General features: G+C 56.4%; 21 protein-coding genes and 1 tRNA gene. 12 read left to right on the top strand and 10 right to left on the bottom strand.

The window, feature by feature from the left end:
• Positions 1 to 34: 34 nt before the first annotated feature.
• Positions 35 to 1,585 carry a trimethylamine methyltransferase family protein gene (locus tag QOL67_RS06265; RefSeq protein ID WP_283425109.1) on the top strand — a complete coding sequence of 517 codons (1,551 nt, stop codon included), beginning with the start codon at positions 35 to 37 and terminating at the stop codon, positions 1,583 to 1,585.
• Between the two features lie 6 nt (positions 1,586 to 1,591).
• On the opposite strand, the gene QOL67_RS06260 is transcribed toward QOL67_RS06265, so the two are convergent.
• Positions 1,592 to 1,882: a DUF6477 family protein gene (locus QOL67_RS06260; RefSeq protein ID WP_283425108.1), complete on the bottom strand. Its 291-nt coding sequence runs from the start codon at positions 1,880 to 1,882 to the stop codon at positions 1,592 to 1,594.
• Between the two features lie 244 nt (positions 1,883 to 2,126).
• Here QOL67_RS06260 and QOL67_RS06255 point away from each other — a divergent pair, with 244 nt between their 5' ends.
• A complete protein-coding gene (locus QOL67_RS06255; protein WP_283425107.1) occupies positions 2,127 to 3,212 on the top strand; it encodes a DUF6456 domain-containing protein in 1,086 nt (361 codons plus the stop codon).
• A 51-nt stretch (positions 3,213 to 3,263) separates the two neighbouring features.
• Here the strand turns inward: QOL67_RS06255 and QOL67_RS06250 are convergent, their stop codons facing one another.
• Positions 3,264 to 3,812 (bottom strand): peroxiredoxin, encoded by a 549-nt coding sequence (locus QOL67_RS06250; protein ID WP_283425106.1) that lies wholly within the window; start codon positions 3,810 to 3,812, stop codon positions 3,264 to 3,266.
• 220 nt (positions 3,813 to 4,032) lie between these two features.
• On the opposite strand from QOL67_RS06250, the gene lipA reads away from it, so the two are divergent.
• Positions 4,033 to 4,983 carry a lipoyl synthase gene (lipA, locus tag QOL67_RS06245; protein ID WP_283425465.1) on the top strand — a complete coding sequence of 317 codons (951 nt, stop codon included), beginning with the start codon at positions 4,033 to 4,035 and terminating at the stop codon, positions 4,981 to 4,983.
• A 93-nt stretch (positions 4,984 to 5,076) separates the two neighbouring features.
• On the opposite strand, the gene QOL67_RS06240 is transcribed toward lipA, so the two are convergent.
• From QOL67_RS06240 to soxR, 3 genes are all read right to left on the bottom strand, one after another.
• Complete coding sequence (locus QOL67_RS06240; RefSeq protein WP_283425105.1) at positions 5,077 to 6,615, bottom strand: trimethylamine methyltransferase family protein; 1,539 nt, start codon at positions 6,613 to 6,615, stop codon at positions 5,077 to 5,079.
• A 227-nt stretch (positions 6,616 to 6,842) separates the two neighbouring features.
• Entirely contained in the window at positions 6,843 to 8,018 is a 1,176-nt protein-coding gene (locus QOL67_RS06235) for a pyridoxal phosphate-dependent aminotransferase (RefSeq protein WP_283425104.1), read from the bottom strand.
• Positions 8,019 to 8,169: 151 nt separating this feature from the next.
• On the bottom strand, positions 8,170 to 8,661 hold the full coding sequence (gene soxR / locus QOL67_RS06230) for a redox-sensitive transcriptional activator SoxR (protein WP_283425103.1): 492 nt from the start codon (positions 8,659 to 8,661) through the stop codon (positions 8,170 to 8,172).
• A 98-nt stretch (positions 8,662 to 8,759) separates the two neighbouring features.
• Between soxR and QOL67_RS06225 the strand changes: the two genes are divergently transcribed.
• The 5 genes from QOL67_RS06225 (at position 8,760) to QOL67_RS06205 (ending at position 14,337) form a co-directional block, all read left to right on the top strand.
• Entirely contained in the window at positions 8,760 to 9,134 is a 375-nt protein-coding gene (locus QOL67_RS06225; protein ID WP_283425102.1) for a VOC family protein, read from the top strand.
• Positions 9,127 to 10,161: a DMT family transporter gene (locus QOL67_RS06220; RefSeq protein ID WP_283425101.1), complete on the top strand. Its 1,035-nt coding sequence runs from the start codon at positions 9,127 to 9,129 to the stop codon at positions 10,159 to 10,161. Before QOL67_RS06225 ends, QOL67_RS06220 begins: the two co-directional genes overlap by 8 nt.
• Positions 10,162 to 10,421: 260 nt before the next feature.
• Positions 10,422 to 11,921 (top strand): cysteine--tRNA ligase, encoded by a 1,500-nt coding sequence (cysS, locus tag QOL67_RS06215; RefSeq protein ID WP_283425100.1) that lies wholly within the window; start codon positions 10,422 to 10,424, stop codon positions 11,919 to 11,921.
• The gene (gene cimA, locus QOL67_RS06210; protein ID WP_283425099.1) at positions 11,918 to 13,567 is read left to right on the top strand and encodes a citramalate synthase; all 1,650 of its coding nucleotides are present in this window, start codon (positions 11,918 to 11,920) and stop codon (positions 13,565 to 13,567) included. The genes cysS and cimA overlap by 4 nt, the downstream gene beginning before the upstream one ends.
• Positions 13,564 to 14,337, top strand: a complete 774-nt coding sequence (locus tag QOL67_RS06205; protein ID WP_283425098.1) for a squalene/phytoene synthase family protein — start codon at positions 13,564 to 13,566, stop codon at positions 14,335 to 14,337. The genes cimA and QOL67_RS06205 overlap by 4 nt, the downstream gene beginning before the upstream one ends.
• 16 nt (positions 14,338 to 14,353) lie before the next feature.
• Here QOL67_RS06205 and QOL67_RS06200 read toward each other — a convergent pair whose 3' ends face one another.
• Positions 14,354 to 15,580 (bottom strand): MFS transporter, encoded by a 1,227-nt coding sequence (locus QOL67_RS06200; RefSeq protein WP_283425097.1) that lies wholly within the window; start codon positions 15,578 to 15,580, stop codon positions 14,354 to 14,356.
• A 90-nt stretch (positions 15,581 to 15,670) separates the two neighbouring features.
• On the opposite strand from QOL67_RS06200, the gene QOL67_RS06195 reads away from it, so the two are divergent.
• On the top strand, positions 15,671 to 16,303 hold the full coding sequence (locus tag QOL67_RS06195) for a DNA-3-methyladenine glycosylase family protein (protein WP_283425096.1): 633 nt from the start codon (positions 15,671 to 15,673) through the stop codon (positions 16,301 to 16,303).
• Positions 16,304 to 16,396: 93 nt separating this feature from the next.
• On the opposite strand, the gene glnA is transcribed toward QOL67_RS06195, so the two are convergent.
• Together glnA and QOL67_RS06185 are read right to left on the bottom strand one after the other, a co-directional pair.
• Positions 16,397 to 17,803, bottom strand: coding sequence for a type I glutamate--ammonia ligase (glnA, locus tag QOL67_RS06190; RefSeq protein ID WP_283425095.1), 1,407 nt, complete (start codon positions 17,801 to 17,803; stop codon positions 16,397 to 16,399).
• A gap of 39 nt (positions 17,804 to 17,842) precedes the next feature.
• On the bottom strand, positions 17,843 to 18,181 hold the full coding sequence (locus tag QOL67_RS06185; protein ID WP_164642114.1) for a P-II family nitrogen regulator: 339 nt from the start codon (positions 18,179 to 18,181) through the stop codon (positions 17,843 to 17,845).
• A 175-nt stretch (positions 18,182 to 18,356) separates the two neighbouring features.
• On the opposite strand from QOL67_RS06185, the gene QOL67_RS06180 reads away from it, so the two are divergent.
• From QOL67_RS06180 to QOL67_RS06170, 3 genes are all read left to right on the top strand, one after another.
• A complete protein-coding gene (locus tag QOL67_RS06180) occupies positions 18,357 to 20,027 on the top strand; it encodes an NAD(P)H-hydrate dehydratase (RefSeq protein ID WP_283425094.1) in 1,671 nt (556 codons plus the stop codon).
• Between the two features lie 85 nt (positions 20,028 to 20,112).
• A complete protein-coding gene (locus QOL67_RS06175; RefSeq protein ID WP_283425093.1) occupies positions 20,113 to 21,171 on the top strand; it encodes a Hint domain-containing protein in 1,059 nt (352 codons plus the stop codon).
• A gap of 112 nt (positions 21,172 to 21,283) precedes the next feature.
• Positions 21,284 to 21,368: transfer RNA gene (locus QOL67_RS06170), tRNA-Leu, on the top strand.
• 897 nt (positions 21,369 to 22,265) lie between these two features.
• On the opposite strand, the gene QOL67_RS06165 is transcribed toward QOL67_RS06170, so the two are convergent.
• Both QOL67_RS06165 and QOL67_RS06160 read right to left on the bottom strand, forming a co-directional pair.
• Positions 22,266 to 23,372, bottom strand: a complete 1,107-nt coding sequence (locus QOL67_RS06165; protein WP_283425092.1) for a Gfo/Idh/MocA family protein — start codon at positions 23,370 to 23,372, stop codon at positions 22,266 to 22,268.
• An 8-nt stretch (positions 23,373 to 23,380) separates the two neighbouring features.
• Entirely contained in the window at positions 23,381 to 24,091 is a 711-nt protein-coding gene (locus QOL67_RS06160; protein WP_283425091.1) for a GntR family transcriptional regulator, read from the bottom strand.
• Positions 24,092 to 24,156 lie beyond the last annotated feature (65 nt).

Genomic DNA, 24,156 nt, shown 5'->3' with positions numbered 1-24,156 from the left:
ACAAGGAAATCAACTCAGCCTGTGAGGACATGACATGGCAGAAGCAGCGACACGGCGTCGAGGACGCGGCGGCGGCGGGGCGGCACGACGCGCAGAACGCACCGGTGTAAAAATCGAAACCGCAAAGTTCATTGAACGCAACATGCCGCTGTTTGAGGTGCTCAACGAAGAAGCGCTTCAGATCATTGAGACCAATGCGGATATTCTTCTCGAAGAGGTTGGTGTCAACTTTGTGAACAACAAGGTGGCGTTGGACCGGTGGAAAGATGCGGGCGCAGACGTGGATTACCAAGCGGAGCGGGTTCGCATTCCCAAAGGTTTGGCTCGAGAACTGTGTAAAACGGCGCCGTCGCGGATAACCCAACATGCGCGTAACCCGGAACGCACTGTCGAAATTGGTGGCAACACACTGGTATGTGCACCGGTTTATGGCCCACCCTTCGTGCGTGATGCCGAAGGCGGGCGTCGCTACGCAACGATGGCGGATTTCGAGAAGTTTGTGAAACTGGGCTATATGTCCAAGTGGCTGCATCACTCTGGCGGCACCGTGTGTGAGCCAACCGATGTTCCGGTGAACAAGCGGCACCTTGATATGTTGCTCGCCCACATGACCCTGTCTGACAAGCCGTTTATGGGGTCGGTTACTGAGCCAAGTCGGGCGCAAGACAGCGTGGAGATGTGCGAGATCCTGTTTGGTAAGGAGTTCGTGCAGAACAACACGGTGATGACCTCGCTGATCAACATCAACTCGCCGATGACGTTTGACGACATCATGATGGGCGCGTTGGAAGTGTATGCGAAGAACAACCAAGCCTGCATTGTGTCACCCTTTATCGTGGGTGGCGCGATGGCGCCGGTGAGCGTGGTGGGCACGCTGACCCAGGTGTTGGCGGAAGTTATGGCGGGCATCGCGTACAGTCAGTTGGTGCGCAAAGGTGCACCTGTAATTTTTGGTGCCTTTGTGACCTCGATTGATATGAATTCGGGTGCGCCAACTTTTGGCACGCCTGAAGCAAGTCAAATCCTGTCGGGGGCGGGTCAGTTGGCCCGTCGGTTGGGGCTGCCGTTCCGCTCTGGTGGTGGGCTGTGTGGCTCCAAGATGCCAGACGCGCAGGCGGCTTATGAAACAGCTCATACCCATAACGCCGCGTTGACCGGTGGCGTGAACTTCATGCTGCACGCCTGTGGCTGGTTGGAAGGTGGGCTTGTGTCCAGCTTTGAGAAGTTTGTGATGGACGCAGATCAGCTTGGTGCGATGCATAAAATGGCCGCGGGTGTGCCATATGATGAAAATGCACAAGCCATGGACGCGGTGCGCGAAGTGGGGCCGGGTGGGCATTATCTTGGCTGTGCCCATACGCAGGCCAATTTCAAAGAGGCTTTCTGGCGCTCTGAGCTGCTGGACTACAAGCCGTTTGAGACCTGGTCTGATGAAGGTGGTCGTGACACGCAAGCATTGGCATCCGCACGGGTTCAGACTTTGATGGATGCGTATGAGCAGCCAGCACTGGATCCCGAGGTCGAGAAAGCTCTGCGCGCTTATGTAGCGGAGAAGAAGGCCTCCATGCCGGACAGCTTTGTGTGAGATAGTTCATAAAGACTGCGTGGCCCGCAACAGCTGGGCCTCGCCCAACATGGCGATCAACAGGTCGACATGTTTCACAATTGAATAAGCGGCAGAGCCATTGCGCCGTTGCTGGTCGACTGTGTTTTCCAACTCATAAAGATAGGACAAGGCCTCACTGTATTGCGGTAGACTGTGATGTGAGATGTGCCGTCTAAGATCTTGATCTCGCGCGTACTCCGTCGCGCCGGCCTTTGCGGCGCGGATAAGTAGTCGTGGGCGGTTGAGTTGCTCCAGTTTGGCTAGAGTGTCCTGCATAGAATCGCTCCTTCAGCTCTGAGGACATCCAATGGAGCACAGGTTTGCTCGTGTTGCGCGAATCCGCTTTCGGCGTTCGCCGTAAGAGAGCGCTATTCACAATTTCAAAACAATCCTTAAGGGCAGCGACACCTGATGCGCTCGCCTACACAGCCAAAAAACGCTGTGCAAAACTTTTAGGATAACCCTGTGGATAATTCCGGCAGCGGTTGTGACCCAAGGTCTTTGTAAGGAGTAACGAGAGATGCAACCGGAACAAGTAGCCCCCCAATTGCCAACCTGGCTGCCGCTAAGCGTGGCGCGCTATCTGGCCCACACGGAACAAGGCATTTCGATCCGGGAACTGGCGCGCCGAGATGGCTGTCATGCCTCCACTGTGTTGCGGCAAATTCGCAAGCTGGAGGCGATGCGGGATGATCCGCTGGTGGATGCGGCGTTAAGGACGTTCCGACAGAAGTCTCATGCCAATGGGAACGGCGCGCCTTTGCGGGAATGCGAGGATGTTCTTCCAGAGGAGTCTGTAGTGCAGGCGGAGGGCATGCGGGTGTTGAGGCGCCTGTGTGAAACCGGCGCGGTCTTAGCAGTGGCCAGCGACATGGAGACAGCTGTGGTGATGCGCGATGAAACCACGCGCACGGCGATGGTTGCGCGCCAAGTTGCACAGGCGATGGCGCTCAAAGGCTGGATCACATGTGTGCAGGCTGGGCGTGTCAGCCGCTATGTGATTTCGGCGCAAGGCCGAACGTATCTGAGCAAAATGGTGGCCGCGGCGGAAAATCAGGCGCGGGATCGCGCGCAGGGATTTGCGGAAACGCAAGCGGTGTATGGGGTGACCTCGCCGATTGAGGCGAAGGGCAACCTAACCGCGCATGGCATGGCAGAGACCGCGCGGTTTGTTGCTTCGGAAAGCCCTTTGACAATTCTCGCACGGCGGCGTGACCGGGAGGGGAACCGGTTTTTGTCCGAAGACCTGGTGCACGCCGGAGAACGGCTACGCGAAGATTATGAACTGGCGCAGATGGGGACAGAGCAGGAGGCGTGGCGGCAGTATCTGCAAGCCCCGCATGAAAAGGTCTATTTGGTGGAAGGGGAAGGGACAAGTGGAGCGGAACCGGCGCGGACGCGGGTTGTGGCCGCTCTGGAGACCTTGGGGGAAGGATTGACCGACGTGGCGCTTCGGTGCTGTTGTCAACTGGAAGGGCTGGAAGCGGCGGAAAAACATCTTGGGTGGTCGGCCCGGTCGGGCAAAGTGGTCTTACGGATCGCCTTGATGCACCTGCGCGATCATTACCACGCTGAGGCGGGGGGAGCTGGGGATTACATCGGCTAAAAGCAAAAGGCCCGCCAGTGGCGGGCCTTTCCGAATTTTTGCATGCCAAACTTAGGCTGCGGATTCGACGTTGGCTTTTTCCAAGAACTTCAGCAGGTTCTCTGGGGCACTCTCGCCATAAGGGTCTTCGCCGTGGTTGTCTTCCAGGCCTGGCTCTTCAAACCAGGCCTCAACAACACCGTCATTGATGATGGCGGCATAACGCCAGGAGCGCAGACCAAAGCCGAGGTTGTCTTTGCGCACCAGCATGCCAACTTTGCGGGTGAATTCGCCGGAGCCGTCAGGGATGACGTTTACGTTTTTTACGCCCTGCGCTTCGGCCCATTTGTTCATCACAAAGCTGTCGTTCACAGACATGCAGTAGATGCCGTCAACGCCAAGCTCTTGGAATTTGGCGAAGTTTTCTTCAAACCCAGGCAACTGGTACGTGGAGCAGGTTGGGGTGAAGGCGCCGGGCAGCGAGAACAGAATCACACGCTTGCCTTTGAAATAATCATCGCTGGTCATGTCCTGCCAGCGGAAAGGGTTCGGGCCGCCCACTGCTTCGTCCCGCACACGGGTTTTGAAGACAACATTTGGGACTTTGACGCCAACTTGCATTGAAGATTTCCTCGGTCAGATTTTGTACTGGACGTGATCTATAACGATTCTAAAAACTGACGCAATGCTGCAAAGTCGAAACATCTTTTGAGGGTGCGGGAAACCGCTGATCTATTCCGGATTTGACCGCTTTTGCATAGCTGCCTTGCATTTCTGGTAGTGGCGGGCGGGAACTCTTATGTTACACAGCCCAAACCCAAGTTGGCCGGAGGACCATCAGTTGCGTGATTTGAAGTTGCCAGAGCAGCGCCACCCTGAAAAGGCGCACCGTAAGGACAATGCTCAGCCCAGAAAGCCCAAGTGGATTCGCGTCAAAGCGCCAACAGGGGATGGCTACAACGCCACCCGCAAAATCATGCGGGAAAACAATCTGACCACAGTGTGCGAAGAGGCTGCGTGCCCCAACGCAGGAGAGTGCTGGAGCCAGGGTCACGCGACCATGATGATCATGGGCGAGATTTGTACCCGTGGCTGTACATTCTGTAACATCGCAACCGGTAAGCCGGACACGTTGGATGTGTTTGAGCCGGGCCGTGTGGCGGAAGCTGTGAAGAAGCTGGATCTGAACCACGTGGTGATCACCTCCGTCGACCGTGATGATCTGGAAGATGGTGGCGCGGAGCATTTTGCCCAGACCATCCGTGCGGTGCGGCATCGTTCGCCCAAGACCACTATTGAAATTCTGACTCCGGATTTTCTGAAGTGTAAGCCTGAAGTTTTGGAAGTGGTGGTTGAGGCGCGTCCCGACGTGTTCAACCACAATCTCGAAACCGTTCCGGGCCTGTATCCTCAGGTGCGTCCTGGCGCGCGTTACTTCCACTCCCTGCGCTTGTTGCAGCGGGTGAAAGAGATGGATCCGTCGATCTTCACCAAATCCGGCATCATGGTTGGGCTGGGAGAGGACAAGCAGTCTGTTCACCAGGTTATGGAAGATATGCGCGCAGCAGACATCGATTTCCTGACCATTGGCCAGTATTTGCAGCCCACACCAAAACACCACGGTGTGGACCGCTTTGTGACGCCGGAAGAATTCAAGAGCTATGAGACGGCTGCATTTGGCAAAGGATTCTTGATGGTGTCGGCGACGCCCCTCACACGCTCGTCTTACCACGCCGGTGATGATTTTGCGAAGCTGCGCGATGCGCGGGAGGCGCAACTGGCTAAGGGCTGAGGACGCTTAAATGGCATGGGGGCGCTGCCCCCAGACCCCCGGGATATTTTGAGCCAAATGAAGACAGGCGCCGCGGAATAAGCGGCGCCTTTTTTAGTGCGGTAAGTGTATCTTGAAGCGGGCGCGCAGTGCTTGATCCAGATCGGGGGAAAAGCGAGCGGCGGACGCTTGCGACAGAATTTGCTCTTTGCGAGACTTGGCTTTCTCAAGCAGATTTGGCTTGCCCAACTCGGCCCATTCTTTAGGGGAGGTTCGGTCTCCAAGTGTCGGATATACATGATCTTTTTGCATGCGGCTTAAGGTGGAATCTGTGCCGAGGTAATGGCCGGGACCGTTGAGGCAAACGTCGCGAATTTGTTCCAATGCCAAGGTTTCCTCGTCCACCTCAATGCCGCGCACAGAGCGCAGTGCCTGGCCAATCAGGTCGTCGCCGAGGATCAGGCTTTCGTGGCAGAAGCCCAACAAAGAGGCGTGCATTCCAGCAGCCTCATAGACCATATTGAGACCTGAGAGCCCCGCCATGACATTGGAGCACATTTGTTCCCAGCCAGCCTGCATGTCTGGCAGTTTGGAGTCGCTGGCCCCGGCGGCAGCACCGCCAGGTAACCCATAGAATTTGTGCATTTGGGCACAGCCGGCAGAGAGCAGGGCCTGTTCGCCTGAGCCGACGCTCATTGCGCCGCTGCGCAGATCGAGACCAAAAGGCCAGGTGCCGCAGATGGCGGGATGACCCGGAGAGATGGCGTTCACATAAACGATGCCAGCCAGACATTCGGCGGTGGCCTGCACTATGGCGCCGGCAATGGTGGATGGCGCGGTGGCGCCTGCCATGCCAGCAGAGAGCAGAAGGATTGGCATGCCACCCTGAATGCAGGCTTCCATGACCTCGCAGCTTTCGGTGGCAAACTTCATCGGCGGCACCACAAAACAGTTGGTGTTGCTGACAAAAGGGCGTGCGCGCCAGGCGTCTTCACCACCGGCAATCATGTGCAGCATCTCAAGTGCATCTGGGACAAAACTGGGTTCCGTGAACGACACGCCGACATGTTTGGTGGTGCCGGAGCAGCACGCGTAGATGGTGTTGAGGTCCATTTCTTTGTTGTCTTTGATGTCGCGCGCCACCATTGGGCGCTGCAGGAAATGGATGTTGTCGAGCTGATCAGCAATGCGGGCGGCGTCGTGCAGGTCTTGGATCGTGCTGTCGCGGTAGTCTTCTGTGTCAATGTCCACCATATGCACTGCGGCGCCCGCGGTGCCAAAATGCACGCGATTGCCGGAGAGTTGCAGATCATGGGTGCCGTCCCGGCTTGCCAGGGAGATGGTCTTGCAAGCTTTGGCCAACATGTCTTCGACCAAGGCACGGGGGAACCGTAGCCGTCCATCTTCGCCCAAAAGGGCACCGGCGGCGGTCAGGATGTCGATGCCGGATTGTGGGGCGTCTGCGAGGCCAATTTGCTCCAAAGCGTCCAGCGCCGTTTCATGAATGCGCATCATATCGCTATCTGTCAGTGGTTTATACTGGCCACCTTCCATGCCTGCGCGGATCGGGCGGATGTCTTGTGCTAGGGGGGCTGCGCGGGCAGCACGACGGGCGGAGCGGCCGCCGGAGCGGCGGGGAGATTGTGCATTCATATGATGTAAGGTCCTGTAAGAGTTATCAAAAACGAATTTGATGGCGCTTACGGGCGGCCTCGGGCGGCGCGACCGCGATCCGCACCAATGGTGCGGCTCACAAGTTTGATTTTACAGCGCACGCCTTGCATTTGCCTCTCCTCTTACAAGGAGTTTGCGAATCTCAAAGCGCCGCGTCATGTCCAATTGCGACAGATGTCGTTTTTGGACAAAACGCGGCTTTGAAATTATGCGGCGAGGTGCTCGGCGTGATCGACCAGCGTTTGCAGGGCGGACTTGAACCGCTTGTCATCCACTGTCATCGCCACGCGTATGTGGCCGTGGGCCGAGTGGCCAAAACTTTCGCCGGGCATGGTTGCGATGTTGTGGGTGTCGAGCAGCGAGTTGGCAAAGGCCTCGCCAGATAGGCCCGTCGCACGTACATCGAGCATGATATACATCGCGCCCTGAGCCGGAACGAGGCCTACTGTGTTTTGATTGGCCAGAATGTCTTTGGCAATGTCGCGGCGGCGTTCAAAAGGCGCGGCGATTTCTGCTTCCAGCTCTTCTCCTTGTGCCAGAGCAAACACTGCGGCGTCCTGAATAAAGCCGGGCACGCCGTAAGTGGTGTGTGTTGCGAGGTTGATCAGATGCGTGATGACCTCTTTTGGGGCTGCGATCCAGCCAATCCGAGAGCCTGTCATGGCGTGGGACTTGGACATAGAGCCGACAACAAGGGTGCGCTCTGCCATATCAGGCAAAGAGCGTGGGCTGATATGTTCGCCCTCCCAAACCTGCGTGTCATAGACCTCATCAGAGATCAGCCAGAGATCGTGCTCTTTACAGACCTGTGCGATGCCGTTGAGCGTGTCCCGGCCATAGACAGTGCCGGTTGGGTTGTTGGGTGTATTGACCAGCAGGGACGCGGCGCCTTTGGTGGCTTCAACAGCAATCTCTTCCGCTTTAGGCTTAAACGCATTAGCGGCGTGGGTGCGGATTGGCACCGGCTCTGCCCCAACGCCACGAATGGTGCCGGGGTAGGTGGCATAATAGGGATCGATGTAAAGCGCGCGATCCCCGGGGGAACAGGTGGCAACATGTGCTGCAAATAAGGCTGATTGACCGCCAGGCGTGATCAGGATGTTTTCATAGCTGGTGGGCACGCCAGTGCGTTCGGTCAGGCGGGCCGCAACGGCCTCGCGCATCTCCTGGGTGCCGGGTACCATGGCGTAGCCAGTGTGTCCGCCGCGGGCGGATTGGTCCATAGCGGCGAGGATCACCGGATCGGTGCGAATGTCGTGCTCGCCGATGGTCAGTTCGGTCACGTCGACGCCCTTGGCAATCATGCGGCGGGCTTTGTAGAAGACATCCCAGCCGTCAGATCCGCCCCCGGTGATGTTGGTGATGCGCTGCGAAAGTTTCATATCCCGCACTCCTTATTGTCCTTTGTGCCCGTGGTGACAGAGGGCAGGAGAACAAGTCAAATTCAATGTCGTGATAGGGGGTATTTCCGTCGCGGCGATGTCGGGAACGAACGATAGAGGGTCGGAATTGCCTGACGTTTTCGCGGGCGGGTTAGGCGTCTTGTCCTAGATCTGAGGGACTGTCGCCCATCAAGTAGCGGGGGCCGGTGCCGCGGGTACGGGCGCGGTCGTCGGGGTTGTAGAGCTTGCAATTGGACAGGCTGAGGCAGCCACAGCCTATACAGCCGTCAAGCTGCTCGCGCAGTTTAGTCATCTGGGAAATTCGGTCATCGAGCTTTTGGCGAAACGATTCAGAGATAGCCTGCCAATCCGCCTTGGTTGGTGTGCGGTTTGCCGGAAGACTGTCCAAAGCGGTGCGGATCTCTGCGATGGAAAAGCCTAGGGACTGCGAGATCATCACAAATGACAAGCGGCGGATATCAGCGCGTTCAAAGCGGCGCTGGCCGGTGTCTGTGCGATGTGGGTGCACGATGCCTTCTTCCTCGTAGTACCGGATCGCCGAAGGGGCGAGGCCAGTACGTTCGGAGATGAAGCCAATGGTCAGACCGGTGGGGCGCAGGCGAAGTTTTGGTGTGGTTTTCATTATCTATCTGAATTTAAACAATTAGAAGTTCTTGTAGTGAAGTTAACTTGAGGAATTAGTCTGAGTCCATAGAGAAATTCTGAGGAAGGACCAGAGCCATGAAACTTGAGCATGTAAACCTGACGGTACGAGATCCAAAAGCAACTGCGTCGATGCTGTGTGAGCTGTTTGATTGGCAGGTGCGGTGGGAAGGCGACTCCATTCACGGAGGGCGGAGTGTGCATGTCGGAGAGACCGAGAGCTATCTCGCGCTATATGCGCCACCCGTCGATATTCAGAATGCAGAGACGAGCTATTATCGGGCTGGAGGTTTGAACCACATCGGGATTGTGGTGGGCGATCTGGACATGGTTGAGACGCGCGTGAAGGCGGCGGGTTTTGTTCCTATGAACCATGCGGATTATGAACCGGGCAAGCGGTTCTATTTCGATGGGCCTGACGACATTGAATACGAGGTGATCAGCTATGCCTGACTTGCAGAAAGCTGGGCCAATTGGCTTGTTGATCTGGTGCGGCACCTTGCTGGGCGTGGGGTTCCCGCTCAGCAAGTTATCCGCGGCGGCGGGCGTACCGCCGATGGTCTGGGCGCTGTTGGTGTCTGTTGGTACTTGTACGGCGTTGTTTCCCTTTGTGGCCTTACGTGGTCAGTTGAGGCTGCCGCGTGGTCAGTTGCTGCGCTACGTGTTGGTGACCGGATTGGTGACCTCTGCGGGGATCAATGTGATGATCTTTGGCTTGGTGCCAAAACTGGGCGCGGGGCAGGTGGGCATGATGTTTGCTTTGTCGCCTGTGGCCACATTGGCGGTTTCGTCTTTGTTTGGTTTGAAGACGCCGTCGCGGTTGGGCCTGTTTGGGATCGCCTTTGGCTTGGTTGGTGCGCTGATGGTTGCGTTTGGGCGTGGCGGGGTCGAAGGCACGTTGCTTTGGTCACTGGTTGGGCTGACCATTCCGGTGATCCTGGCAGCCGGGAATGTTTACCGCACGTTGGATTGGCCTGAGGGCGAGCACCCCATTGCCCTGGCGTTTTGGAGCCAGATGGTGTCGATTGTTGCCTTGGTTGTGGTGATGGTTTTGCGTGGCGAAGGCATTGCGCTGCATACCGTGGCGGAGGTTCCCTGGGCTGCAACAGCCCAAATGGTGGCGGCTGCATTGACCATTCCGGCGTTTTTCCAACTGCAACGGGTCGGTGGACCGGTGATGTTGAGCCAGATTGGCTTTGTCGCTGCCGCTGTGGGTTTGATTGTTGGCGTGGCTTTGCTTGGAGAGCGCTATGGGCCGGTGAGCTGGTTTGGCGCGGCCATCACCGCGGTTGGGATTGGCTTGACCATTCTGGCGCAGACTGGACGGTCAATCGCGATACCAAAGGCCTTTCCGTTGGGACGGTTGACGCGGGCAAAGCTGTGGATCGGTGATGCATGTGAGAAGAAACGTGTGCCCAATCAGGCAACCTTACTCGCTGCGCGTCGGCAGGCTGTTTTGAAGCTTCTGCGTCAGGCTTGAGCGACTAAATCGTAAGAAGCTTCCAGACGGTGGCGCAGGTTTTCTGCGTCACCGTCAAAGCGGTCAGTCAGTCAATTCAGAGATGTCGGGCTTGACCGTCGATCACCACCCGCATAGGGTCGCGGCCATGAACACTGCACGCACCTTTATTATTTGCTGCATTACCTGCTGACATTGTCAGGCGGGCTGTTCTTCTATTTCAAACATGTTTGAGAATTGGTAAGCCCGCCACGGACCAACCGTGTGCCGAGGAGCCACTTATGACTGAGATCAAGCTGCACAACACGCTGAAACGCCAGAAAGAGGTGTTTGAGCCGATCGATCCTGAAAATGTGCGGATGTATGTCTGTGGGCCGACTGTTTATGATCGCGCGCATATCGGCAATGCGCGGCCTGTTGTGGTGTTTGATGTGCTCTATCGCCTGTTGCGCGAAGTTTATGGCGCGGATCACGTGACCTATGTGCGCAACTTCACCGACGTGGATGACAAGATCAACACGCGGGCGGCGGAGAGCGGTCGCAGCATTGGCGAGATCACGGCGGAAACCACGCAGTGGTATCTCGATGATATGGGCGCGTTGGGGGCGATGGAGCCAAACCATATGCCGCGGGCGACGCAATACATCGGTGAGATGATCACCATGATCGAGAAGCTGATTGCGGATGGGTTTGCCTATGCGCATGAGGGGCATGTGCTGTTCCGGGTGCGCAAATATGACAACTACGGCAAGCTCTCGGGCCGGTCCGTGGACGACATGATTGCCGGCGCGCGGGTTGAGGTGGCGAGCTACAAAGAAGATCCGATGGATTTTGTGCTGTGGAAGCCGTCTAACGCCGAGCAACCCGGCTGGGAAAGCCCGTGGGGGCGGGGGCGTCCGGGTTGGCACATCGAATGTTCGGCAATGGCCGACGAGTTGCTTTGGAAGAGGCCTCTGGAAGCTGGCGTTTTGTCCGAGGCGGCACTGGCTGCGCCCCATGTCATCGACATTCACGGGGGCGGCAATGATTTGATGTTCCCGCACCATGAGAATGAAGTTGCCCAGAGCTGCTGTGCCAACACAAGTTCCAATTTTGCCAACTACTGGCTGCACAATGAGATGTTGCAGGTGGAAGGTAAGAAAATGTCCAAGTCTTTGGGCAACTTTTTTACGGTGCGGGATTTGCTGGATCAGGGTGTTTCCGGGGAAGTGATCCGGTTTGTGTTTCTAGGAACGCACTACAGTAAACCGATGGATTGGACTGAGAAGAAGCGGAAAGAGGCTCAAGCCGACCTTGATCATTGGATGCGGAGAACGATTGAGCTGGACCCTGTTCCGGCCAGCGAGTTCACCCCTGATCAACGGCTTGTCGACGCATTAGCTGACGATCTCAATACGCACCTCGCAATCACGTATCTGCGAGCGCTCCATAACGATCCGCAAAAACTACTGGATAACGCTAGATGGTTAGGCTTTCTTGGCGACGAATCTAGGAAACAGTTCAAAGACAATAGCTTAACTGGCTATCATATTTTTACTTCTTTTCCGATTTCAACAGAACTTGGAAACGTCCTTGTTGCAGCAAGCGACAATTTCCGGGATGCTTATAAGCAGGCAAAGGAAACCAAGTCGTTCGACAAAGTTGATCGCTTCAAGAAGTTTGCTGCATCCATTGGGCTTAAGCTATCAGTTTCAGCTGACATGGTGACCTTAGACATGCAGGACGAACCGTCTTCGGATCTGGTTGAGTGCCTGAAGTCGGAAGTCGAGGCGCTCAAATGAACAAAGACCGCCTCTATCTCTACGACACCACGCTGCGTGATGGGCAGCAGACACAGGGTGTGCAATTTTCCACCAGTGAAAAGGCGCAGATTGCGGCCACTTTGGACGCGATGGGCATTGACTACATCGAGGGCGGCTGGCCCGGAGCGAACCCGACCGACAGTGAGTTCTTTGATGCCAAGCCAAAGTTGAACGCAACCTTCACAGCGTTTGGCATGACCAAACGGGCAGGCATGTCGGCGGAGAACGATGATGTGCTGGCGGCGGTGATGAATGCAGGCACAGAGGCCGTGTGTTTGGTGGGCAAGACCCATGATTTCCACGTGACCAAAGCGCTTGGGATCACTTTGCCTGAGAACACAGAGAATGTTGTGAAGTCCGTGGCGTATTTGGTGGCTCAGGGGCGTGAGGCGTTGTTTGACGCGGAGCATTTCTTTGACGGGTACAAGGCCAATCCGGACTATGCGCTCGAAGTGGTGAAAGCCGCCTATGAGGCTGGCGCGCGTTGGGTTGTGTTGTGTGACACCAATGGCGGGGCTTTGCCACGTGAGGTCTATGAGATCACCAAAGCGGTGATTGCGGCGGGCATTCCGGGGGATCATCTGGGCATTCATACGCATAATGACACGGAACACGCGGTGGCCAATTCTCTGGCGGCTGTGGATGCGGGCGCGCGTCAGGTGCAGGGCACGTTGAATGGATTGGGGGAGCGCTGTGGCAATGCCAATCTGACAACACTGATCCCGACGTTGCTGCTTAAAGAGCCATACGCGTGTACGCTGGAGATCGGCGTGAGCCTTGAGACACTTGAAGGGCTGACGCGGGCCAGTCGGATGCTGGATGACATATTGAACCGCGTTCCGATGCGGCAGGCTGCCTTTGTGGGCGCGAGTGCTTTTGCGCATAAGGCGGGCTTACATGCGAGCGCGATCCTGAAAGACCCGAGCACCTACGAGCACATTGACCCGGCTGTGGTCGGCAATGAGCGGGTCATTCCGATGTCCAATCAAGCCGGGCAGAGCAACTTGCGCAAGCGCTTGGCAGATGCGGGGCTAGAGGTTGAAAAGGGTAATCCAGCGCTTGGTGATATCCTCAACCGCATCAAAGAGGCTGAGGCCAAAGGCTATTCCTATGATACCGCGCAGGCCAGTTTTGAGCTGTTGGCGCGGGATGCCTTGGGGCTGACAGAAAGCTTCTTTGATGTGGAGCGCTATCGGGTGATTTCCGAGCGTCGCCGTAATGCGCGCGGCCACTTGGTGGTGGAAAGCGAAGCGGTTGTCACGGTGCAGCTGCCCAATGGGCAGAAAACCACCAGCTACTTCAAAAATGATCACGCGGATGAGATGAGTGACGAAGGGCCGGTGAACGCCCTTTGGCAGGCCCTCAAATCAGATTTAGGGCCTTATCAAGAGGTCATAGATGACGTGCGTCTGGTGGACTTTAAGGTTCGGATTACCAATGGCGGCACCGAAGCCGTCACGCGGGTCATAATAGACTTTGAAGATGACAGCGGGCGGCGTTGGGCCACGGTTGGTGTTTCCGCCAACATAGTGGATGCGAGTTTTGAGGCCTTGCTGGATGCGTTGAACTGGAAGCTGGTGCGTGACGGCGCAAAGGTGGCGCGTACGTCGGGAGCGTTTGCGTGACGCAGGACGATTTAAACGCCTGTGCTGATCTGGTACAGCGCGCAGACCCCGATCGCTTTGCTGCCGTGCTCGCGGCCAAGCCTGTCGCGCGGGATGTGTTGCTTCCGATCTATGCGTTTAACGTCGAGGTGGCGCGTGCGCCTTGGGTGACGCAGGAAACCATGATTGCCGAGATGCGCCTGCAATGGTGGCGCGACGCGCTGGATGAAATCCGCGAAGGCAAACCCGTGCGGCGCCATGAGGTTGTGTCGCCTTTGGCGGAGGTTTTGAGTGTCGAAGATGCAGAGGTGCTGGATCGGCTCATCGAGGCGCGGCGCTGGGATATTTACAAAGATCCGTTTGAAGATCTGGCGCACCAAACCCGATATTTGCAAGACACTGGCGGCGCACTGTTGTTGGCGGCTGCGCGCAGTCTTGGGCCTTGTGACACGGATGTCGCGCTGGATGCGGGCTATGCGTTGGCCCTTGCAAATTGGCTACAGGCCATTCCGGCACTGGAGGCACAGAAGCGGGTTCCGTTGGTGGATGGGCGACCTGAGGCGGTGAGTGCTTTGGCCAAAGAGGGTCTGGCCCGGTTCAAAAAGGCACGCGCCAATCACGGCGCAGTTTCGCCTCAGGCAGGTCAAGCATTTTTGAGCTGTTGGCAGGTGGAAACCGTGTTGTCTCAAGCCGCCGCAGAGCCAGAGCGTGTGGCGCAAGGTGCACTTGGCATGAGTGAGTTTGGCAAGCGAGTTGGCTTGCTGTGGCGGGGTGTGAGCGGGCGCTGGTAAACGCCCGCCAATCTGGTTAGGCCATTTCCTCTTTGGGGCGGAACATCAGCCAGATGAGCGCACCACCGGCCAGCATCAGGAACGGAGCCATGGCGAGGTTCACACTGGTCCAACCGGTCACTGCGTCGCCTCCGGAGCAATTCATCAGACCGCCAGAGGCCAGCGAGGCCACGGTCACGCCGCCAAAGACAATCACGTCGTTCATGCCTTGCATGCGGCCGCGCTCCTCAACAGTGTGCGCGCCTGCCAACATGGTGGTTGCGCCGATGAAGCCAAAGTTCCAGCCTAGCCCCAGCAGGATCAGGGCGATGAAGAAGTTCTCCAGTTCGACACCTTGAAGTGCAACGCCGCCGGCCAAGCCAAGGATAAGGATGCCGGTGGCGAGGATTTTCTCGACGCCAAATTTTGCGATCAAATGCCCGGTGAAGAAAGACGGAACAAACATTGCCAGCACGTGCGCTGTGACCACATCTGCAGCGTCATTTTGTTCAAAGCCACAGCCGACAACGGCCAAAGGTGTTGAGGTCATAACCAGGTTCATCAGGGCATAAGCCACCATGGCGCAAATCACGGAGACGGCGATGCGCGGGCTGGTGATTAGCTCCCACCGAGTGCGCCCTTTGGGGGCGTCTGCGGACGGCACGGGGGGCTTTGGAATGTCGATGAATAGGAACAACAAGGACCCGATGACATTGATTGCGATCACCGCGATGTAGGCGCCAAGGAAGGGCACCACCATAGAGTCCGATGTAACCTTGACCAGTTGAGGGCCAATGATGGCTGAAAGCAAACCGCCAGCCATGACATAGGAGATGGCTTTGGGGCGGAAGGCCTCAGAGGCCGTATCCGCTGCGGCAAAGCGAAAGAAGCCCTGCGCGGACATGTAAACACCTGTCAAAAGCGAGCCGAACAAAAAGATCGGGAAGCTGCTGAGGTACAGGCCATAAGCCCCCACAGCGCCGCCCAAAGCACCGCCTACGGTTCCTACAACAAATCCGGTGCGGCGTCCGTATTTCTGCATGATCGCAGAGAGTGGTGTTGCCGAGAGCATAGAGCCCAGTACGATGAGCGAAATCGGTAAGGTCGCAAAACACACATTTGAGGCCAGAGACTGCCCAGCCAACCCACCAATCGTGAAGATCAGCGGCATTTGAGAGCCCAAAAAGGCCTGAGCCATAACCAAAATAAGCACATTGCGCTTGGCGCGGCTGTCGTCAGCGGGGAGGGTCACTGTCTCTGTCATGCGCAAGCGTTAGCTTGTTAAGCAGCTGAGGTCCAGAGGTTGCACTTCACCAACGCGCGACTACTGTGACGGCCAGTCAGGGAGGTGCATGTGGACGTTGGACGGATTATCAAAACCGAAGATTGTGTGGCGGAAGGGGCTGCCTGGTTGGCAGAGCTTGATCCGCGATTTGCGCGGGCTCTGGAGCTGACAGGACCCTTGCCGTTGCGGTTGCGTCCGGATGGTTTTGACCAGCTGCTGAGTGCCATTGTGAGCCAACAGGTGAGTGTGGCCTCGGCGGCGGCGATTTGGGCGCGGATGCAGGGGGCAGGGCTCGTGACGCCTGAGGCGATTGTGGCTGCGTCGGAAGATGAATTGCGCGGTGCAGGGCTCAGTCGACAAAAGATGCGGTATGCCAGAGCCTTGGCGGACGAAGGCATTGATTTTGAAGCGCTGAGATCTGCGCCCAACGACGAGATTTTCAAGAGGTTAACCAAGGTCAGCGGTATTGGCATTTGGACGGCCGAGATCTACGCAATGTTTTCGCTAGGCCGTGCGGATGTGTTTGCGCCTGGTGATTTGGCGTTGCAGGAAAGCGCACGCATGTTGTTTGACCTGAACGACCGCCCAAAGGAGCGGGCATTGCGGCAAATGGCGGAGGCCTGGTCACCGTGGCGCAGCGTCGCTTCACGTTTGTTATGGGCCTATTACCGCGTTGATAAAGGTCGTGAAGGGATTGGTTAAGACCTAGAAATTGGCTGAGTGGCTTAGGGGACTAGGAGAATACAAAAAAGGGCGCCCCGAGGAGCGCCCTTTGTCGTTCTATCCGCCTAGGATTTAGCAGCTGTAGTACATGCCAAATTCAACAGGGTGCGGGGTGTGCTCGTAGTGCTCAACCTCTTCCATCTTCAGCTCAATGTAGCCGTCGATCTGGTCCTTGGTGAACACGTCGCCTGCCAGCAGGAAGTCGTGATCTGCCGCCAGAGATTCCATGGCTTCGCGCAGGGAGCCACAGACGGTTGGAATGTCTGCCAGCTCTTCCGCAGGCAGGTCATAGAGGTTTTTGTCCATGGCTTCGCCTGGATCTATTTTGTTCTTGATGCCGTCAAGGCCAGCCATCAGGAGCGCTGCGAAGCACAGGTATGGGTTGGCTGCTGGATCAGGGAAACGAGCCTCTACGCGCTTGGCTTTTGGGCTTTCGGTCCATGGGATACGGACACAGCCGGAGCGGTTGCGTGCGGAGTAGGCGCGCAGAACGGGCGCTTCGAAACCAGGGATCAAACGCTTGTAAGAGTTGGTCGCCGGGTTGGTGAAGGCGTTCAGAGTCTTGGCGTGCTTCAGGATACCGCCAATGAAGTACAGAGCTTCCTGAGACAGGTCAGCGTATTTGTCACCCGCAAACAGTGGCTTTCCGTCTTTCCAGATCGACATGTTTACGTGCATGCCGGTGCCGTTATCGCCGTAGATCGGCTTTGGCATGAAAGTGGCGGATTTGCCGTAAGACGCAGCCACGTTGTGGATCACGTATTTGTATTTCTGCAGCTCGTCGGCCTGTTTGGTCAGGCTGTCAAAGATCAGGCCCAGCTCGTGCTGACAGGACGCCACTTCGTGGTGGTGCTTGTCAGTTTTCATGCCCAGACGCTTCATGGTGGAAAGCATCTCGGAGCGCAGGTCGTGTGCATCGTCGGTTGGGTTGACCGGGAAATAGCCACCTTTGACACCAGGGCGGTGGCCCATGTTGCCCATTTCATATTCGGTGTCGGAGTTCCAAGAACCGTCAATCGCATCAACTTCGTAGGATACTTTGTTGATTTTGTTCTCAAAACGCACGTCGTCGAACAGGAAGAATTCAGCTTCTGGACCCATGTAGGCCACATCACCAATTCCGGAAGACTTCAGATAGGCTTCGGCTTTCTCAGCGGTGCCGCGTGGGTCACGCTCATAGGCTTCACCTGTGTCCGGCTCAACAATGGAGCAGTGGATACAGATGGTTTTCTCGGCGTAAAACGGATCGACGTAAGCAGACGTGGTGTCCATCATCAGTTTCATGTCGGAGTTTTCGATGGATTTCCAGCCAGCGATGGAGGATCCGTCAAACATGAAGCCTTCTTCGATGAAGTCTTCGTCAACAAGATCGACGTCCACTGTCACGTGCTGCAGTCGACCACGTGTGTCGGTGAAACGGATGTCCACATATGCGGCATCTTCGTCTTTGATCAGCTGGAGAATTGCGTCTGCGCTCATTCCCTTGGTCCTTCTGATTGCTTTAGATAATGGATGAAATTACAGCGCGTCCGGGCCGGATTCACCGGTACGGATGCGGATGGCTTGCTCCACAGGGGAGACAAAGATCTTGCCGTCACCGATTTTGTCGGTTTTGGCAGCACCCACGATGGCCTCGATTGCGCCATCAACCTGATCGGCCTCAAGCACAACTTCGATTTTCACTTTGGGCAGGAAGTCCACAACATATTCAGCGCCACGGTAAAGCTCTGTATGGCCTTTCTGACGGCCAAAGCCTTTGACTTCGACAACGCTGAGGCCTTGGATACCAAAGTCCTGCAGGGCTTCTTTGACTTCATCAAGTTTGAACGGCTTGATGATGGCTTCGATCTTTTTCATGTGGAGGCTCCTCCTCAGGTGCGTTCTTGAAATTCGACAGACCACTTTCATTGCGGGGTCACAATTGGATAGGGTGACGCAGGGCTCTCTGGATGAGCGGATTTTAGGGGTGTGCCTAAAAATTAGGCAATGTGGCGCAAAACTGCGCTGAATTGAATCGCGGGATGTTTCACAAATGAGCGAATTGTTAACCGCCGCCCAAATGCGCGCCATCGAGCAGGCGGCAATTGAGTCGGGCGAGGTAACTGGTCTGGAGCTGATGGAGCGGGCCGGGCAGGGCGTGGTTGAGGCCATTTTTGAAGAGTGGCCGGAGTTGCTTGATTTCAAGGCAAAAGCTGGGGGCCAGCCCCCAGACTCCCGGGATATTTCTGGAATGAGAATGCGGGCTGTCGTGCTGTGCGGGCCGGGCAACAATGGCGGCGACGGTTTTGTTGTGGCGCGGCTGTTGCATGTGCAGGGGTGGGATGTGGAGGTGTTTCTTTACGGGGATGCCGAGAAGCTGCCGCCAGATGCACGGGCGAATTATGAGCGGTGGCGTGCGTTGGGGGAAGTGAAAAGCCTTTCTGCTGAGACATTCGAAGTGGATAGTTTTGCAGCGGGCGCGGAGTTGGTGATTGACGCTCTATTTGGTACCGGGTTGACGAGGCCGGTGGGGTTGCCCCTTGTAGCATTGCCTGGGGAGCCGGCTGTTGGCCAATTCAATAAGCTCGTTGCGGTGGATATGCCTTCAGGGATTTGCTCTGATAGTGGGCGCCAGATCTTAAGTGAAGCAATGGATGAAAGTGGGGCTGCGGTTCCCGCTGACCTGATAGTTTCATTTCACTCGAAAAAGCTTGGGCATGTTTTAGCGGCAGGACCTGAAGCCGCAGGAAAGTCTGTAGTTGTCGATATAGGCCTGGGTTATTCAGATTTAGGCGACCCAATTTCTCGCAAAGCTCTTCAGGCATTGTCTGGTGAACGACGCCTGGGCCGAGTGGTGGTTTCATTGGTTGAACCTGCTTCACCGTATTTGGAGAAGTGGACTTGTGAGCACAAATTCTCCCACGGCCACGCGCTCATTCTCTCTGGTGGCTCCGGCAAAACTGGCGCGGCGCGGTTGGCGGCGCGGGGGGCTTTGCGCATTGGCGCGGGGCTTGTCACGCTTGGCGTGCCGCCTAATGCACAACAAGAAGTGGCCTGTCAAATCACCGCGTTGATGCTGAAGCGGGTGAGCGATGCTACAGCGCTTGAGGGTGTCTTAAAGGATGAACGCATAAACGCGCTGTGTTTGGGACCGGGTATGGGGGTGGAACGGGCGAGAGATCTTGTGCCTGTCGCGCTGGAAACACAGCGGGCGGTGGTGTTGGATGCGGATGCATTGAGCGCCTATGCAGATGATCCAACAGCACTTTTTGATCTATTGCATGAGAATGTGGTGCTGACGCCCCATGGCGGAGAGTTTGCGCGGCTGTTTCCGGACATTGCTGCCAATTTGGCGGAAACGCCGACCCAAGGCCCGGCTTATTCCAAGGTGGACGCCACCCGAGACGCCGCCGAGCGGGCAGGGTGCGTGGTCCTGTTTAAGGGGCCGGATACGGTGATTGCTTCGCCAAATGGGCAATGTGCCGTCAATGCGGCCGTTTATGACCGCGCAGCGCCGTGGCTGGCGACTGCGGGTTCAGGGGATGTTTTGGCGGGGTTTGTCACGGGGCTGCTTGCACGCGGATTGGCGCCGCAACAGGCGGCAGAGACAGCGGCGTGGCTGCATGTGGAGTGTGCGCGGGCGTTTGGGCCCGGTTTGATTGCAGAGGATTTGCCAGAGACGCTGCCGCAAGTGCTGAGCTCTTTGGACAACGAACGGATTTAACCTGCGGCGCTCTTCTGGTGTTTGCCTAAAAATTGACCTACCCTGTAGGAAATAAACAAAAACGCAGGTCGGGCAGGTCTGTTCCATGGCGAATTATTCATTTTGGGCGTTGGGGGAATCCCATGTCTCGGTATCTGGTGGCGTGTCGCTAGATGGGATCACGCAGGGTGACGGCAGTCATCTTGTGGGAGAAACCATTACACTTAACAGCAATGCCTGGGAGCAAATTTCTGTTAGGGACCGCGGCGGCGATACAAACTTTGACGACAATGACAGCAATCAACGGCTGGCGGGATCTCAGACGTTTGATGGCACCACCTTCGGTAACAACACACGGATCGAAGCGGAATATGAGTTTGTCCTTCTGGACCCCAGTACGGGGCTGACTTATCGCGTCATCTCGGTGAACTTCAATAATTCCTCTCCGGCTTATGGGACCGTTGAGGGGCTGGCGTTTGTAGATGAATTTCCGCCGGTTGGCGTGCCTCTCACGGTGATTTCTGCACAAGAAGGGCCAACGGGCGGTTCTGCTGTGGATCAGTCAAATATCGCTGCGCCTCCGTGCTTTACACCGGGGACGTTGATCCGTGTGCGTGGTGGGCAGGCACTGGTTGAGGATATTCAAGTTGGTGATCTGGTGAAGACACTGGATCATGGATTTCAACCCGTTCGATGGGTTGGTTGTGTCACGCTGACATCTACTCATCTAGCAGCCAACCCTAGTTTCCACCCGGTCAGGATACAAAAAGATGCCTTTGGGGCAGGACGGCCATGCCGCGACCTGACTGTGTCTCCACAGCACCGTGTTCTGCTGGAGGGCTGGCGTGCCGAATTGATCTGTGGTGAGCCGCAGGTTTTGGCCGCAGCAGTACATCTTGTGAATGACAGAAGTGTGCGTGTGGTGCGGCCCACGGGGGCTGTGATCTATATTCATCTGCAGTTTGATCGACATGAGATTGTCGACAGCGAGGGGCTTTTGAGTGAGAGCCTGTATGCCGGGCCGGTGGCTTTGCGGGGCTTACCTCACGACAGCCGTGCCGAGTTGGAGGCGCTATTTCCCGAACTCACCCAGGGAGAAGCTGGGATCATGGCCCGCCCAGTGGCGCAGAAACAGGAAGTACAGGCTATTCAGTTGGTTGGATGACAATTGCGGCGCGCTAAGTGGCGTGTTTGGAAAATTGTATTGTCGGAAAGTACATTTCTGTAAACTTTCCTCTCGCATCCCCGAAAAAGCTTTGCTAAGACGCGCTCACAATGCGGGTGTGGCGGAATTGGTAGACGCACCAGATTTAGGTTCTGGCGCCGCGAGGCGTGGGGGTTCAAGTCCCTTCACCCGCACCATGATACCCCCTTAACTACATGTAAAATAAGGAAAAAGGGCAAAGCTTTTCAGCTTCACCCCACATTTTACCCCACACTCGGCTTTCGCTAGGATCAGGTTTCTTCAAACAAGCCTTCCACCTCTGCGGCCTTCAAATAGGTCGTGGAATGCTCGTCGCCGCCCGGCTAGTAGGTTTTTTGCAGCCAGTGCCTTCTGAGCTGCCAAATCTCGTCCTAGATAAGCCACCAAAGTGAAGCGTAAACTCCGCATGGAGAGCAGTGAGGTAAGCTCACTTACTTCACGTGACTTCATCAGCCCGGAATATACGGGAAACTCTAAGCGCGTCCTGCTTGTATTGATGTCACTAGCCGGTGCTGCCTGCAGAATGGGCGGAAAGCGGTCCTTCGCAGCGCTATGTGCAAAGGTGCTGCCTCAGATTGAGGAAGGCAGCCCTTCAAAGGCGCCCCCCCCGACTTCAATGCTGTGCCAATCTACAAGGGCAGCATTGCGCAGGAAGCGGGTTTTGCAAAATGCAGAGCAGTATTAAGTATCGCCCTTCATTGCCGTTTCAAGTGCTGCAGTTTTGCGTCCCTATTGTAAAGTTTCAATCCCGCTTCACCTGAGGGCGACCGCCCCGTTCACAAGCTGGCATGCCAGTTGGTCAGAGAACGCATCGGCGACTACCAACGGCGCAGGCCAAATTCTCTGGTCGCTGTAGCAGGACCTTGCTTTGCTGTTCCGGGAGGAAGCGGATCGGGGCAAATGACAATTACTTTTGCGATTTTTCTTTGGGTCAATAAATCTCATGCCTTCGGGACCCACCCCGACCCGCCTTGTTTCGTTCATTTCCGTATTGGTCGCACAGCTAGAACTTGTGGCATTACACCACCGCGTTGAAACCGCGTTCGCCGATCAACCTAGCTGAACTCCGACATTTCGACAGATCGCTTCTCTTGTATGGATGTCTGTGCTGCGATGCCCATCAACACGGCCATCTTTCCGTCGGATAAGCTAACCTCGGGTGTGGACCGTTCGCCACGAACCAGTTCAAGGAAGTATTTGTGTTGGTAAAAAGTGGAGCCGTTGTGGTCACCCGCATCGAGGATGTCGGGATCCACAGGAATATCCTTTTCGACCGGACCTTTGGGTGTGCGCGGAGACAAGATGAGCTTCGGAGTAGGCGCGGCGCCAAGGTGTTTCGGCCAGAAGCGGCCCGGCCCGGGAACCAGCGCTTCAACTTTGCCTTTAGGACCGACAGCCGCGATTTCTTCCTGGTACTCCGCACCTTCCGCAAACATGCACAGTTCCAGCATCGCGCGGGCGCCGTTTTCGAAATCGACGATGACGTAACCATTGTCGAGTATGTCCGGCACCTGCCCATCATAGCTTTCTTCCAAGTGGTTGGCGTCCTGTCCGCCCGAGGCCATCACACGCACGGGATCTGATCCGAGTGTCAGGCGCATGAGGTCAAAGAAGTGGCAGCATTTCTCCACAAATGTCCCGCCGGATTTGGCGTTAAAGCGGTTCCAATCATCAACCTTTTCCAGGAAGGGAAACCGGTGTTCGCGGATGGTGAGCATCTTGATGCCACCTGTGACGGAGGCCGCGTTGTTCAGGAAGGCCGCAACCGGCGGCATGTAGCGATATTCCATAGCAACCCAGGCCGGGGAAGGATAGTTGGTGGCGAAATCATTGATGCGCACCAGATCCCGTGGGTCGGTGTACAGCGGCTTTTCGACCAGAAGGGGCAGGGGGCGGATTTGGGCAATCTGTTGCAGCTGATCGACATGACAGAAATTCGGACTGGCGATCAGCAGGCAATCCAGCGTTTCTACTGCCAACAGCTCTTCTAGACTCTCCACAAATTGCGCGTCAGGCGCAAACCGGGCGCTTTCCGTGCGCATTTGGGCGTTGGGTTCGAAGATGGCCCCAACTTCCGTGTTCGGGAGGAGTGCAATGTTGCGCAGATGCTCTTGTCCCATCATGCCGCAGCCGATGATCCCGTAGGTGGTGGGTTTCGTCATAATGCCTCCTAAGTCAGGCGTTGGATGTAGATAGAGTGTTCCGGGTCAAACCAGGTGCGTGAAAACTCGACCGGAGCGCTGGTTTGCGACCAGCTTAGGCGTTCGATGTAACCAGAAACTGCCCCAGGAAGTTGGCCGAAGGCTTCTGGCGCCCAGTCCGGCACGTGCCCGATGGAGACGCGATCTTCGGCGCGACGTATCCAGAAGCCAAGCTGCTTTTGATAATAGTGGTACAGCGACTCCGACAGTTTGGCCGGGTCCACTTTGCCGGCGTCGCCGTCCAGCCAGATTTCTTCGACCGCGATCACCACGTCGTCCAGATAGCGCAACCTGCGAATCCGTGTGCCGTGATTCGAGGTGCCAAAGGCTGGCAGGCCGGAAGGCTTGTCCATGTCATGCACCGAGAGGATGTCCGCAGTGGGCAATCCGCCCCCCCCCGGCAACTCCAATCGGAACATGGAGTAGACGCTGCGCCCGCTTTGTGTGGCGCGCACATAGTTGCCGGATCCTTGAACGCGCTCCAGCATGCCTTGCTTCTCCAGTTCGGCAAGGGATTTGCGCAGTGTGCGCACGGTGGTTCCGTATTGCTTGGCCAGCTCGCGCTCAGGCGGCAAGCGCTCTCCGTCCACCAGACGGCCAGCCGCGATCTCTCGGATCAGGGTTTCGCTGATCTGCAAATAGAGCGGCAGCGCCGAACTGGAGAGGTCTGGATTTGACATAGATCATCCCGCAAAATTGATACACCATTGATCTACATCAAATCGCAGTTTATTCAAGAGGTAAG

Source organism: Shimia sagamensis, from assembly GCF_900182745.1.
Taxonomy (GTDB): domain Bacteria; phylum Pseudomonadota; class Alphaproteobacteria; order Rhodobacterales; family Rhodobacteraceae; genus Shimia; species Shimia sagamensis.
This window is presented reverse-complemented; position numbering and strand designations above follow the sequence as displayed.